The sequence below is a fragment of the Umezawaea tangerina genome (genome assembly GCF_003002815.1).
Classification (GTDB): domain Bacteria; phylum Actinomycetota; class Actinomycetes; order Mycobacteriales; family Pseudonocardiaceae; genus Umezawaea; species Umezawaea tangerina.
Genome location: NZ_PVTF01000008.1, coordinates 58709 through 72309, shown reverse-complemented (window position 1 = coordinate 72309; position 13601 = coordinate 58709). Strand labels below are relative to the sequence as shown.

The following is a 13601-nucleotide window of genomic DNA, read 5'->3' as shown; positions in this document are numbered from 1 at the left end:
GCGGCGGCGCGGCACCGCATCGGGAAATGCTATCGCCGCCCGGCCGTCCGCTGTCCCGGTCCTCCCCCGGTCACCAGGGACAGCAACGGCCCGCCGACGCCAGGAACGCATGCGACACGTGCGGGGACCTGTGGTCCACGAGGTGGTACCCGGTCAGCAGGTCGGCGTGCTCGACGGACGGGCGCACGCCGTGCCCGCCCGCCTGGTCGCCCCCGCGGCCCCGCAGCCGATGCGGATCGTCGTCCTGGTCATCGCTCCTCCTACCGGCGAGTCCTGATCCCGCGCGGCGCGTCGTTGCCGCCACGCACCCAGGGTGCTGGGCCGAAGGTGCACGATCCTTGTGATCCACTTGAATCCGCACGTCGGACGCGATATTCCAGTCACGATGCCCTCCACACGCGAAGCCGTGGTGCGACTCCGCATGCTCGGCGCCGTCGAAGCGTTCGTCGACGGCCACCGGATCGACGTCGGACCCGCCCGGCAGCAGTGCGTGCTGGCGGCGCTGCTCATGGACGCCAACAGACCCGTCACCGTCGACCAGCTGGTCGACCGCGTGTGGGGCCAGCGGGCACCCCAACGGGCGGTCGGGACCCTGCACAGCTACCTGACCCGCGTCCGGCGGGCACTGGACGGCATCGCCACCATCACCCGCGCGTCCGGCAGTTACGTCCTGGACGTCGAGGAGGCCGACGTGGACCTGCACCGCTTCCGCGACCTGGTGACGCGCGCCCGCGCCACCGACGAGCCCGAGCTGTACGACCAGGCGCTCGGGCTCTGGCGCGGCGAGGCGTTCGCGGGCCTGGACACGCCCTGGGTGGCGATGGTCCGCGAGCAGCTGGGCCGGGAACGGCTGGCCGCCGAGCTGGACCGCAACGACCTCGCGCTGCGGCTGGGCCGGTACGCGGACGTGCTGCCCGCGCTGCGGACGCGGACCACCGAGCAGCCGCTGGACGAGCGGCTGGCGGCCCAGTTCATGGTCGCCCTCTACCACGCGGGCCGCCAGGCCGACGCGCTCGAGCACTTCGACCGGACGCGGCGGCTGCTGGCCAAGGAGCTGGGCAGCGACCCCAGTCCCCCGCTGCGGCGCGTGCACGAGGCCATCCTGCGCGGCCGGGTCGACGAGGCCGAGCCCGCGGCGAAGGTCGTCCGCAACGACCTGCCCGGCGACCTGGCCGACTTCACCGGTCGGGAGGACGAGCTGCGGCAGGTGCTCGCGGCGATCCCGGCCAACCCCGGCGCGCCGACCGCGGTCGTGATCGACGCCATCGACGGCATGGCGGGCATCGGGAAGACCGCGCTCGCGGTGCACCTCGCGCACCTGCTGACCGACCGCTACCCCGACGCGCAGCTGTTCGTGGACCTGCACGGGCACGACCCCGACCGCCCGGCCGTGGACCCGATGACCGCGCTGGAGACCCTGCTGCGGGCGCTCGGCGTGCCCGGCGACCGCATCCCGGCGGGCCTCGCCGAGCGGTCGGCGCTGTGGCGGGCCGAGCTGGCCACCCGGCGCGCGGTCGTCGTGCTGGACAACGCCGCCGACAGCTCCCAGGTCCGCCCGCTGCTGCCCGGCACGTCCCGCGCGCTCACGCTGATCACCAGCAGGAGGCGGCTGGTCGACCTGGAGACGGCGCGGGTGCTGTCGCTGGAGCCGATGCCGCACCGGGACGCGGTCGCGCTGTTCCGCGCGGTGGTCGGCCGCGACGACCGCGTCGACCGGGAGCCCGCCGTCGTGGAGGAGGTGGTCCGGCTGTGCGGCCACCTGCCGCTGGCACTGCGGATCGCCGCCGCCCGGCTGCGCAGCCGTCCCAAGTGGACGGTGGCCAACCTGGCGCAGCGGCTGCGGCAGGGGCTGCCGGAGCTGGCCGTGGGCGACCGCAGCGTCGCCGCGGCGTTCGCGCTGTCCTACGACCACCTGACCGACCTCCAGCGGCGGCTGTTCCGGTTGCTCGGCCTGGTGCCGGGAGCCGACTTCGACGCGTTCGCCGCCGCCGCGCTGACCGGCACCCGCGCCGACGAGGCCGACCGGCTGCTGGAGGAGCTGGTCGACGTGCACCTGCTCGACCAGCCGTCGGCGGACCGCTACCGCTTCCACGACCTGCTGCGCGAGCACGCGCGGTCGGTCGCCCTGGAGACCGAGCCCGAGGCGGACCGCGTCGAGGCGCTCGCCCGGCTGTCCGACTACTACCTGCACCTGGCCACGACCGCGGGCGCGCACCTGGGGCCCGCCGCGCTGCCGCCGCGGATCGTCCACCCGCCCGCCGACGCCCCGGAACCCGCGAACGGCGGGGAGGCGTTGGCGCTGCTGGACGTCGAGCACGCGAACCTGCTGGCGATGGTGTCGCTGGCGGCCGCGGACGGACCGCGCGAGCACACCTGGCAGCTGACGCAGGCGTTGTGGCGCTTCTACTTCATCCGCGGCCACCTGGACGACTGGATCACCACGCACACCTCGGCGCTGCGGGCCGCGCGCGAGCTGGCGGACCGGTTCGCCGAGGCCGAGGTGCTCAAGGGCCTGGGCACCGCGCACTGGCAGGCCAGGCGGACGTCCGAGGCGATGGAGCACTACCAGGACGCGCTGGCGCTCTACCGCGAGCTGGGGCAGCGCAAGGGCGAGGCCGCGGTGCTCGGGAACCTCGGGCTGCTGCTCGACCGGATGGGGCGCTACGTCGAGGCGATCGACCACCACCTGGAAGGGCTCGCCCTGTACCGCGAGATCGGCGACCGGCGCGGCGAGGGCACGACGCTGAGCAACCTCGGGCTGGTCTGCGAACGGCTCGGCCGCTACGGCGAGGCGCTGCGCCACTGCGAGCAGGCGCTGGTGGTCATGCGCGAGTTCGGCGACCGCTGGAGCGAGGGCGAGACCCTGATCCACCTCGGGATCGTCCACCACCGGCTGCGCGACCGCGAGAAGGCCCTGCGCTGCCACCACGAGGCGCTGGCGCTGATGCGGGAGCTGGCCGACCGCGACCGGGAGGGCCAGGTGCTCGCGAACATCGGCCAGGTCCTCAGCGAGTCCGGTCGGCACGCCGAGGCGCTGGAGCACCTGCGGCAGGCGCTGGCGATCACCCGCGAGACGGGCGACCGCGCCCAGGAGACCAGCGTCCTCAACGACTTCGGCGAGGCGCACCGGGCGGCGGGCCTGCCGTCGCAGACCGACCACCAGCGCGCACTGGCGAACGCGCTGGACATCGGCGACCGCCACCAGCAGGCCCGCGCCCACGTCGGCCTCGGTCACGCGGTCGCGCCGACCGACCCCGAGGCCGCCCGCCTGCACTGGGAGCTGAGCCTGGCGGTCTACCAGGAGCTGGGCGTGCCGGAGGCCGAGGAGGTCGCCGCGCACCTGGCCGTGTGGTCGGAGTCCACCGAGCCCGCCTGAGTCAGGGCCGGTCCAGCAGGCCGGTGAGCAGCTGGAGGCGCTCCTCGTCCGGGCTGCCCGGCGGGGCGGTGTAGACGATGAGGAACGGGCCGGGGGCGCCGGGCATCGGGTAGGCGTCCCAGTCCAGCTCCAGCTCGCCGACCAGCGGGTGGTCGACCCGCATCCGGCCGCGGGTCGTGCCCTCCACGTCGTGGCGGGCCCACAGGGTCGCGAACTCGTCGCTGCGCACCGCCAGCTCGCCGACCAGCTCCGCGGCCCTCGGGTGTCCCGGCTCGGCGGCGACCTGGACGCGCAGCATCGCGGTCAGCTCGGCGACGGTGGCCGCCCGGTTCGGGCAGGCGTGGTCGGCTTCCGGGTGCAGCAGCAGCGCCAGCAGGTTCAGCCCGTTGTCCAGCAGGTCGGTGAAGCCGCTGAGCAGCGCGCCCGCCACCGGGTTCCAGGCCAGCACGTCCAGGAAGCGCCCCACGACCAGCGCGGGTGAGGTCGTCGTGCGCAGCAGCCGCAACGTCGTGGCGGGCACCTCCTCCGGCTCGTGGACGCGCGGCGCCCTGGCGGACGTGCGCGCGGCGGCGGCGAGGCTGTGCAGGTGCCGGGCCTCCTCGGCGGAGAAGTTCAGCGCGCGGGCCAGCGCGTCGAGGACCTGGTCTGACGGGCGCACGTCACGGCCCTGCTCCATGCGCTGGTAGTAGTCCGCGCTCACCCCGGCCAACAAGGCCAGCTCCTCGCGGCGCAGACCCGCGACTCGGCGGCGCGGGCCGGGTTCCAGGCCGACGTCACGAGGGAGCAGCCGGGTTCGGCGGGCGCGCAGGAACTCGGCGAGCTCGCGCCGGGCGTCGTCGGTCACCGGCCCAGTATGCCGACGCCCCGGCGGCGCAGGGTGGGTCCGGTTGTCCCAGGAAAAGTCGGCCGACGGTCGCGCCCGCGCCGGGTCCCAGGATCGGTGGCACCACATCCGACCACGGAGGAGCACCACCATGAAGGCCGCTCAGATCACCGGCTTCGGCACCCCGGACGTGCTGCGCGTCAACGAGGTCGACCGCCCGGCCCCCGCCGCGGGCGAGGTCCTGGTGTCGGTCGGGGCGAGCAGCGTGAACGGGCACGACACGATCGTCCGGGCGGGAGGGCTGAAGATCGTGTCGGGGCGGCGGTTCCCGATCGGGGTCGGGCTGGACTTCGCCGGTGTCGTCGTGGCGACCGGTGCCGGCGTCCGCGGTGTCGCCGAGGGCGACCGGGTGTGGGGGACGGTGCACCCGCGCGAGCGGCACGTCGTGGGTGGGGCGGCCGAGTACGTGGTGGTGCCCGCGACCCGCCTCGGTCACGTGCCGTCGAGCCTGACGTCGGTGGAGGCCGCGGCCCTGGTCGTCGGCGGGGTCACGGCGCTGATCGCGCTGCGGGACGCCGTGCGGGTGGCGGTCGGCGAACGGGTGCTCGTGCGCGGCGCGGCGGGCGGGGTGGGCTCGGCCGCGGTGCAGCTGGCGCACGCGCTGGGCGCGCACGTCACCGCGCTGGCCCGCGACCGGCACGCCGACGTCCTGCGTGGACTGGGGGCCGACGTGGTCCTCGACTACGGAACCGCCGCGGCGGAGGGGATCGGGCCGTTCGACGCGGTGGTCGACACGGTCGGCGCCGACCTGGGCCGCTTCCGCAGGCGGCTGGCGCCCGGTGGCCGGATGGTCACCGTCGGCCTGTCCCCCGGCGGGCTGGTGGAGATCGCCGCGTCCGTCGTGCACGGTCCGCGGCGGATCAGGGCGTTCAGCGCCAACCCGGACACCGCGGTGCTGGACGACCTGGCCGGGTACGTCGCGTCCGGGTCCCTGCGCCCGGTCGTGGACGGCGTGTTCCCGCTCGACGGGATCAGCTCGGCGCACCGGGCTTTCGAGCGCGGCGGCGTGGTGGGCAAGCAGGTGGTCGCCGTGGGGTCAGAGCGGGGGTAGACCCCGGTAGACGCGCCTGGCGTTGCCGCCGAGGACGTCGGCCGCCGCGTCCGGGACCAGCGCGGCGACGGCGCGGGCGTTGCGGGCGGTGCCGGGCACGCCCGGCCAGTCGGTGCCGAAGATCCAGCGCCCGGCGAGCCTGGCGAGGTCGAAGTTGCGGTAGTACTCGGGCAGTCGCTTGGGCGGCAGACCGGACAGCTCGATCCAGACGGTGTCGTTGGACAGGGCCAGGAACGCGGCCGCGTCGTACCACCAGCCGCGGCCGCCGTGGGCCAGGACGACGTCCAGGCCGGGGAAGTCGCGGACGACCGGGATCAGGAAGGCGGGGTCGGCGTGCTCGTTGGAGGAACCGGGGAACGAGCTCGTTCCGCAGTGGACGACCAACGGCACGCCGGCCTCCTCCAGGACCTGGTAGGCGGGGTAGAGGGCGGCGGAGTCGCAGCGGAAGCCGCCGTGCACCGGGTGGAGCTTGAGCGCGGCGGCGCCGAGGCCGATCTGCCGCCGCACCTCGGCCGCGATCGGGAAGTGCAGGTGCGGGTTGACGCTGGCCACCGGGCGGAACCTGGTGGGGTCGTGCTCGACGATCGGCAGCAGGTCCTCGAACGCCTGCGTGCCGGTCGCCTTCGGGCTGTACTCGCAGAACAGGAGCGCGACGTCGACGCCCTGCTCCGCGAACAGCTCCGCCAGCCGGGCGGGGCGGGGTGTGCCGTCGGCGTCCCAGACGTCCGCCAGGACGCCGTCGGCCCCGAAGTCCCGAGCCCAGTCGAGCCAGGCCCGCTTCAGCGTCCCGAGCCTCGGCACGTGCACGTGCGCGTCGACCAGCGGCATCCCGTCGAGCACGGTGCGGACCTCCTGGGCAGACTGCGGTCCACGCTAGCCGCGGGCGGCACGTGCCGCAGCGTCACCAGGTGACCGGGAGCCGGTGCAGGCCGAGGATGTCGACGTCCTCGCGCATCGGCACCTCCTCGGCGGGCACGGCGAGCCGGAGCGCGGGGAAGCGGGCGAACAGGGCGGGCATGGCCACCCGCATCTCCACGCGGGCCAGCTGCTGGCCGAGGCACTGGTGGACGCCGTGGCCGAAGGCCAGGTGGCCGGTGGCGTGCCTGCCGAGGTCGAGCACGTCGGGGTCGGGGAACCGCGCGGGGTCGCGGTTGCCCGCCTCGACCGAGATGGTCACCGAGTCGCCCGCCTTGATCAGCTGCCCGGCCAGCTCGACGTCGGCCAGTGCCGTGCGCACGCCGGTGTGGGCGATGCTGAGGTAGCGCAGCAGCTCCTCGACGGCGCGGTCCGGGTCCTCGCGCAGGGCGGGGATCTGGGCGGGGTGGGTCAGCAGCGCGAACGTGCCCAGCGCGATCATGTTGGCGGTCGTGTCCAGACCGGCGCCGAGCAGCAGGAACGCGATGTTGGTCAGTTCCTCGTCGGTCAGGTCGGTGCCGGTCAGGTCGCTGAGCAGGTCGTCGGTGGGCGCCGCGCGCTTGGCCAGCACCAGGTCGTGCAGGAAGCCGGAGAACGCCTCCACCGACGCCGCCTGCTGTTCCGCGGTGGCCTCGTGGTCGTTGAACGACGCCGTGTGCTCCAGGAAGAAGTCGCGGTCGGCGTAGGGGGCGCCGAGCAGCTCGCAGATCACCAGCGCGGGGATCGGCTGGGCGAACGACTTCACCAGGTCCACCACGGGGCCCTGCCGCCGCATGGCGTCCAGGTGCTCGGTGGTGACCTCCTCCACGCGGGCGGTGAGCATCCGCATCCGGCGGACGGTGAACTTCCCGGTCAGCAGCCCGCGGTAGCGGGTGTGCTCGGGGGCGTCGGCGTTGATGAACATGCCCGGCGGCGAGGCCGGGACGGGGCCGTCGTAGCCCTCGCGGGCCAGCGGGAAGTGCTGGAGCTCACTGCGCGAGCTGAAGCGCGGGTCGGCGAGGAGCGCGCGGATGACGGCGTGGCCGGTGGCCAGCCAGCCGAGGTGGCCGTCGGGGTAGCGCAGCGGTCGCAGCGGCTGTTCGGCGCGCAGGCCTGCCAGCTCGACGGGCGGGTCGAACGGGCAGCCCGCGGGGCGGGCGGTGGGCATGGTCACGGGGTGGTCGGACGGGTTCATCTTTCTTCTCCCCCAAGGAGTCCGGTCAACGGGTGCGGGCGTAGAGCTTCTTGGCCCAGAGGTAGCCGCCCAGCGCGATCACGACGCACCAGCCGACCGCGAGGTAGCCGCTGCCGCCGATGGGCGTGCCGAGCAGCAGGCCGCGGAGCGTCTCGATGACGGGTGTGAAGGGCTGGTACTCGGCGAACCACCGCAGGCCGGCGGGCATCGAGTCGGTGGGCACGAAACCGCTGCCCAGGAAGGGCAGCAGGACCAGCGGCATCGGCAGGTTGCTGGCCGTCTCGACGCTCTCGGACACCAGGCCGAGCGCGACCGACAGCCAGACGAGCGCGAACGTGAGCAGGGCCAGGACACCGATGACGGCCAGCCACTCGACCGGGGTGGCGTCGGGGCGGAAGCCGATCAGCAGCGCCACGGCGAGGACGATCGCCATGCTGATCATCGTCTGCACCAGGCTGCCCAGCACGTGCCCGGTCAGCACCGACGCGCGGGAGATGGCCATGGTGCGGAACCGGTTGACGATGCCCTCGGTCATGTCCATCGCGACCGAGATCGCCGTCCCCTGCGCGGCGGAGGCCACGGTCATCAGGAGGACACCGGGCACGAGGTAGTCGATGTACTCGGCGCGGCCGCCGGTCGGGCCGCCGATCCCCGCTCCCAGCGCTCCGCCGAGGACGAAGGCGAACAGGAGCAGGAAGACGACGGGCATCCCGGCGAGCATGAACGTCAGGGACGGGTAGCGCTTCATGTGCCGGAGCTGCCGCCGGAGCATGGTGGCGGAGTCGGCGACGGCGTGCGTGCTCATGGCGCTGGTTGCCTTTCGTGCTGGGGCTTTCCGGTCAGGGCGAGGAAGACGTCGTCGAGGTCGGGGGTGTGCACGGTCAGCTCGGAGACCTCGATGGCGTTGGCGTCGAGCCGGGCGAGCAGACCGCGCAGGGAGGCCACGCCGCCGTCGCTGGGCACCCGCAGCACCAGCGCGTCGTCGTCGCGCGGCACGTCGCCGAACGCCCGGACGGCGGAGTCGAGCGCGGCCGGGTCGGCGAAGCGGAGGCTGACGTGGCCGCCGGGGACGAGCCGCTTGAGCTCCTCCGCGGTGCCCTCGGCGACCAGCTTCCCGTGGTCCAGCACGGCGATCCGGTCGGCCAGCTCGTCGGCCTCGTCCAGGTACTGGGTGGTGAGGAAGATCGTGACGCCGCCCGCCACGAGCTCGCGGATCATCCGCCACATGTCGCGGCGGCTGCGCGGGTCGAGTCCGGTGGTCGGCTCGTCGAGGAACACGATGCGCGGGGCGCCCACCATGCCCATGGCGAGGTCGAGCCGCCGCCGCATGCCGCCGGAGAACGTCGAGGCCAGGTTCTTCGCCGACTCGACGAGGTCGAACCGCTCCAGCAGCGCGGCGGCCCGGCGGCGGCCCTCGACCTTGCCCAGGTGGTGCAGGTCCGCCATGAGGACCAGGTTCTCCTCGGCGGTCAGCAGGTTGTCGACGGCCGAGAACTGGCCGGTGACGCCGATCGCGGCGCGGACGGAGTCGGGGGCGCGCTCGGGGTCGTGGCCCCCGACCGAGACCTTGCCGCCGTCCGCCTTGATCAAGGTGGACAGGATCTGCACGGTGGTCGTCTTGCCCGCCCCGTTCGGGCCGAGCAGGGCGAAGATCGTGCCCTGCCGGACGTCGAGGTCGATGCCGTCGAGGACGACCTTGTCCCCGTAGGACTTGCGCAGTCCGGTGGTGGTGATCGCCGATGGCGTGGTGTGCACGGGACTCCCCTTTCAGGAACGGTGGATCGTGATGTCGCCGAACGAGGTCTGCGCGCGCACCTCGACGGTCCCGGCCCGGTCGGGTCGGGCCTCGGACTGGTCGAGCGAGTTGCGCACGCGGCCGCTGGAGGTGTGCACGTCGAGCCAGGCCGCCGTGTCCTCGGCGATGCCGACCTCGATGTCGCCCATGGAGGTCTTGAGCACGACCGAGCCGCGCGCCACCTCGCCGACCCGCAGGGAACCGTTGGCGCTCTTGGCGTCCACCCCGCCCGCGGCCTCGGCCACGGAGATGTCGCCGTTGGACGCCCGCACCCGCAGGTCGCCCGCGACCCTGCCGATCGTGGTGGGGCCGTTGGAGTTCTTGACGACCGCGCCGCCGTCGACCCCGCCGACGCGCAGCGTCCCGGACGCGGTGGAGATCTCGGCGTCTCCGTCGACCGCGTCCACGGAGACGTTGCCGGTGGACGTGTGCAGGTGCAGCGGTCCGGTCCGGTCGACCTCGATGTTCCCGGTGCCGGACTTGAGCCTGCACTCGCCGAGCCGCCCGGTCAGCCGGAGGTCGCCCATCCCGGTCTGGCCGTGCACCCGCGACCCGGTGGGCAGCTCGATCAGGACGTCGACCGAGCGGCTCCTGCGGGGGTTCGGGATCCCGCGCTGCCGCGGCGTCTTGACCAGCAGCTTGCCGTCCTGGAACTCGACGCGGGTCTGCTCGGCGGCCTGCACGTCGCTCGCGTCCCCCGCGTCGCTCGGGCGGACCTCGACGAGGGTGTCGAGCCGGTCCCCCGCGGTGACCCGCACGTCCCCGCTGGGGATCTCGACCGTGACGTCGACGGGCTGAGGAGTGTCGAAAATGGGCATGGCTGTCCCCTGTGGTGGTGTCGGATGTGCGTTTCGGCTGGTGAAGGGGTTGGGCTACTGCACCCAACCGGTGTAGCGGTTGTTGCCGCGCTTGCCGTTCGGCTCGGCGGCCGGGGGCCTGCCCGGCTGCCGCAGCGCCGCCGACGCGACCCGGCCGAGCCACGCGTTGACCGAGCGGCCCTCCTTGGCGGCGGCCTCCTCGATCGAGGCCTTGAGCTGCTCGGGGAGCCGGAAGTTGATCCGGGCGGTGGCGCCGTCGTCGGCACCCACCGCCGGGGCCTCCTCCACCCGTGCCACCGGCGCGTCCTCACGGGCGCCCGCGGCGTCGGCGGGCCGGTCGGACGGCGGGAGCGTGACGACGAAGTCCGGGTCGCGGCCGCGCAGCCGCAGCTCCACGGAGCCCGGCGCCAGGTCGAGGGTGATCTCGTCGGCGGCGGCGGACAGCGTCTCCAGCAGCGTGAGCCGGATCGCCGACTCCAGCGACCCGCTGAGGCGCTCGACCAGCGCACGGGCCTCCTCGCCGCCGGTCTCGGCGAGCAGCGCGAGCTCGCGGCCGAGGTTGTCGATGTACGTGGTCAGGTCCATGGCACAACTATGACGCATGGGTGGCGCCAGCGCAAGCCATCGTGGCGCCACTTTGGCGCCATTGGCGCCGTCCGGCGATGCGAACCACCCGTGACCACGGAATACGCCGAGCACGACTAGGCCGAACGGGTTACGGTCGGACGGGCTCGACGGGCAGACTGGTACGTCGTGGGCATCGGAGGTCGGACATGGAGCGGATGTCCGGTGGTGGCGGATCCGCCGCCGTGCCCGGCTGGGTCCCACCGATGCTCGCCAAGCCGGACGGCGGGCGGCTGCGCAGCGGCCCGGAGTGGGCCTACGAGTACAAGCTGGACGGCTACCGCGCGCTGATGCGGGTCGCCCCGGACGGCACGACCACGCTCACCAGCCGCAACGGGATCGACTTCACCGCCGAGTTCCCCACCCTCGTCGGCGTGCTCGACGGCGAGTCCGCGCTGATCGACGGCGAGATCGTCGTCTACAACGACGCCGGGCAGGTCGACTTCGGGCTGATGCAGGAACGGCGCGGGCGCTACCGCAAGCACAGCGGCTCGGCCGTGCGCGACGAGGTCTTCGACGACGTGCCGGTGCGCTTCCTCGCGTTCGACCTGCTCCGGCTCGGCGACACCCCGCTGCTGCGCGAGTCCTACGACCGGCGGCGCGCGCTGCTCGCCCGGCTCCCGATGCCCGACCCGCACCTGGTGTCCGTGGTCCCGGCGGTCACGTTCGACGAGCTGGCCGCCGACCGGCTGACCCCGGCCACCCTGCTCGACCGGCTCACCGCCGAGGGCCACGAGGGCCTGATCGCGAAGCTGCGGTCCTCGCCGTACCTGCCCGGCGAGCGGCCGGGCTACTGGCTCAAGCACCCGCTGGTCCAGACGCGGGAGGTCGTCGTCTGCGGCTGGCGGCCCGGCAAGCAGAGCTTCGGCGGCACGCTGGGCGGGCTCCTGCTCGGCGGGCACGACCCGGACACCGGCGACCTGGTGTACCTGGGCGACGTCGGCACCGGCTTCACCCACCGCGACCGCGACGAGCTGCGCGACCGGCTGTCCGCGATGGAGCGCCGGACCCACCCGTTCGCGGCCGCGCCGCCGCGCGAGGACGTCACGGGCGCGCGGTGGGTCGAGCCCGCGCTCGTCGGCGAGGTCCGGTTCCGGCAGTTCACCAAGGGCGCCGGACGGCTGCGGCACACCAGCTGGCGCGGGCTGCGCGAGGACCGCGACGAGTCGGAGGTGCTCGCCCCGCGGGCGAGTCGACCCGCCGTGCCGGAACGCCCGCCGGCCCCGGCGCCGACGCGGGTCGCCGTGCGGGTCGGCGACCGGCGGCTCGCGCTGTCGAACCTGGACAAGGTGATGTACCCGGAGGACGGGTTCACCAAGGCCGAGGTCATCGACTACTACAGCCGGATCGCCCCGGTGCTGCTCCCCCACCTCGCGGGCAGGCCGGTGACGTTCATCCGCTTCCCCAACGGGGTCGGCGGGCAGCGGTTCTTCCAGAAGAACGTCCCCGCGGGCGCCCCGGCGTGGCTGCGCAGCGCCCGGCTGCCGAGCACCGGCTCGCGCGGCCGCGGCGAGTCGGTCGACCACCCGCTGATCGACGACCTGCCCGCACTGGTCTGGGCGGCCAACCTGGCGTCGCTGGAACTGCACGTGCCGCAGTGGACCATCGGTCCCGACGGCACCCGAGGGCTCCCCGACCGGCTGGTGTTCGACCTCGACCCCGGACCCGGCACGACGGTCGTGGAGTGCGCCAGGGTGGCCGAGCGGCTGCGCGACCTGCTGGTCGCCGACGGCCTCGCCCCGGTCGCGAAGACCAGCGGGTCCAAGGGCATGCAGCTCTACGCCGCCGTGCGGGTCGCGCGGGCCGAGCGGACCTCGGCGTACGCCAAGGCGCTGGCCGAACGCCTGGCGCGCGAGACGCCGGACCTCGTGACGGCCAGGATGACCAAGGCGCTGCGACCGGGGAAGGTGCTGGTCGACTGGAGCCAGAACAACCCGGCCAAGACCACCGTCGCCCCGTACTCGCTGCGCGGCCGCGACGAGCCCACCGCGTCGACCCCGGTCGGTTGGGACGAGGTCCGCGCCTGCCTGCGCGCGGAAGACCTGCGCTTCACCGCCGGGGACGTCCTGGAGCGCGTCGCGCGGACGGGCGACCTGTTCGCGCCGCTGGCGGACACCGCCGCCGACCTGCCCGAACCGTGACCCGTTGCTCCGTTCAGGTACACGTGGGGCGCGGGCCTTCAGGTCCGGGCCCTCACCGCCGATGGAGAGGATGAGCGCCGGGCCCACGGGTCACGGCGCTCGACCAATGAACGGGCCCTTTCCCACTCGGTGCCATTACCCGAGAACAGCCGGAAAACGCCTAGTCAGCACGTTTTCCCACCAACGCGGTGCATCTCACCAGAAATGGTTACCCATTTTCTGCACCTATAAAACATTGTAACGAACCACTGCGTCGGCAGCGATATTTCAGGCGTGATGAACGATGTCGCGAAAACACGGACTAATGCCCACAAGGCGTTAATCAGCAACCGATGTCGAGCCCGGCGGATGGAACGCCCGCTGTGCTGACCTGCACTGTTCCCCACCTCGACCCGGAGTGCCGTTGGCCGCGAAGACGACGAGAAGGAGAGCCGCCCGTGGTGGTGCAATCGGAGGACGAATTCTTCGTAGAAGTGACGCACACCCCTGCGGCCGTTCTGGTGACGGTCACGGGAGACCTCGACGCCGACACGGCGCCGGAGCTTGACTGGCACCTCGAACGGATCGACACCGGATCCGGGGTGGTCGTCCTCGACCTGACCTCGGTGTCGTTCTGCGACTCGGTGGGCCTGGCCTCGTTCCTGACCGTCGTGCGCCGCGGCGTCGACGTCCGCGTGGTCGGTTCGCGCCAGGTGGTCCGGCTGATGGCGCTGGCCGGGATCACCGACCACGTGACGCTGGCGGCCTCGGTCGCCGAAGCGGTCCCGCCCGACCCCGGTGGGCGTCCACGCCCCTGAGGGTTCCTCCCGGTCGACCGCGGGTAC

Annotated in this window: 12 protein-coding genes; 5 read left to right on the top strand and 7 right to left on the bottom strand. The window is 73.5% G+C overall.

Features of this window, described 5'->3' with window-relative positions; translation table 11 throughout:
• The first annotated feature begins 118 nt into the window (after window positions 1–118).
• Window positions 119–277, top strand: a complete 159-nt coding sequence (locus tag CLV43_RS47930) for a hypothetical protein (protein WP_170156013.1) — start codon at window positions 119–121, stop codon at window positions 275–277.
• Between the two features lie 108 nt (window positions 278–385).
• Entirely contained in the window at window positions 386–3376 is a 2991-nt protein-coding gene (locus CLV43_RS25915) for an AfsR/SARP family transcriptional regulator (RefSeq protein WP_106189939.1), read from the top strand.
• 1 nt (window position 3377) lies between these two features.
• On the opposite strand, the gene CLV43_RS25910 is transcribed toward CLV43_RS25915, so the two are convergent.
• A complete protein-coding gene (locus tag CLV43_RS25910; RefSeq protein ID WP_106189937.1) occupies window positions 3378–4220 on the bottom strand; it encodes a helix-turn-helix transcriptional regulator in 843 nt (280 codons plus the stop codon).
• Between the two features lie 130 nt (window positions 4221–4350).
• Between CLV43_RS25910 and CLV43_RS25905 the strand changes: the two genes are divergently transcribed.
• Entirely contained in the window at window positions 4351–5310 is a 960-nt protein-coding gene (locus CLV43_RS25905) for an NAD(P)-dependent alcohol dehydrogenase (protein ID WP_106189936.1), read from the top strand.
• Here the strand turns inward: CLV43_RS25905 and CLV43_RS25900 are convergent.
• The 6 genes from CLV43_RS25900 to CLV43_RS25875 form a co-directional block, all read right to left on the bottom strand.
• Window positions 5296–6150 (bottom strand): amidohydrolase family protein, encoded by an 855-nt coding sequence (locus tag CLV43_RS25900; RefSeq protein WP_106189934.1) that lies wholly within the window; start codon window positions 6148–6150, stop codon window positions 5296–5298. The two genes, CLV43_RS25905 and CLV43_RS25900, sit on opposite strands and share 15 nt — an antisense overlap.
• Before the next feature lie 61 nt (window positions 6151–6211).
• Window positions 6212–7399: a cytochrome P450 gene (locus CLV43_RS25895; protein ID WP_106189933.1), complete on the bottom strand. Its 1188-nt coding sequence runs from the start codon at window positions 7397–7399 to the stop codon at window positions 6212–6214.
• Between the two features lie 25 nt (window positions 7400–7424).
• Window positions 7425–8204 carry an ABC transporter permease gene (locus tag CLV43_RS25890; protein ID WP_106189931.1) on the bottom strand — a complete coding sequence of 260 codons (780 nt, stop codon included), beginning with the start codon at window positions 8202–8204 and terminating at the stop codon, window positions 7425–7427.
• A complete protein-coding gene (locus CLV43_RS25885) occupies window positions 8201–9154 on the bottom strand; it encodes an ATP-binding cassette domain-containing protein (RefSeq protein WP_106189930.1) in 954 nt (317 codons plus the stop codon). Before CLV43_RS25885 ends, CLV43_RS25890 begins: the two co-directional genes overlap by 4 nt.
• 12 nt (window positions 9155–9166) lie before the next feature.
• Entirely contained in the window at window positions 9167–10012 is an 846-nt protein-coding gene (locus CLV43_RS25880; protein WP_106189928.1) for a DUF4097 family beta strand repeat-containing protein, read from the bottom strand.
• Window positions 10013–10066: 54 nt separating this feature from the next.
• The gene (locus CLV43_RS25875; RefSeq protein ID WP_106189926.1) at window positions 10067–10597 is read right to left on the bottom strand and encodes an Arc family DNA-binding protein; all 531 of its coding nucleotides are present in this window, start codon (window positions 10595–10597) and stop codon (window positions 10067–10069) included.
• 188 nt (window positions 10598–10785) lie between these two features.
• On the opposite strand from CLV43_RS25875, the gene ligD reads away from it, so the two are divergent.
• On the top strand, window positions 10786–12777 hold the full coding sequence (gene ligD / locus CLV43_RS25870) for a DNA ligase D (protein ID WP_106189925.1): 1992 nt from the start codon (window positions 10786–10788) through the stop codon (window positions 12775–12777).
• Window positions 12778–13214: 437 nt separating this feature from the next.
• The gene (locus tag CLV43_RS25865) at window positions 13215–13574 is read left to right on the top strand and encodes an STAS domain-containing protein (protein ID WP_170156012.1); all 360 of its coding nucleotides are present in this window, start codon (window positions 13215–13217) and stop codon (window positions 13572–13574) included.
• Window positions 13575–13601: the final 27 nt, after the last annotated feature.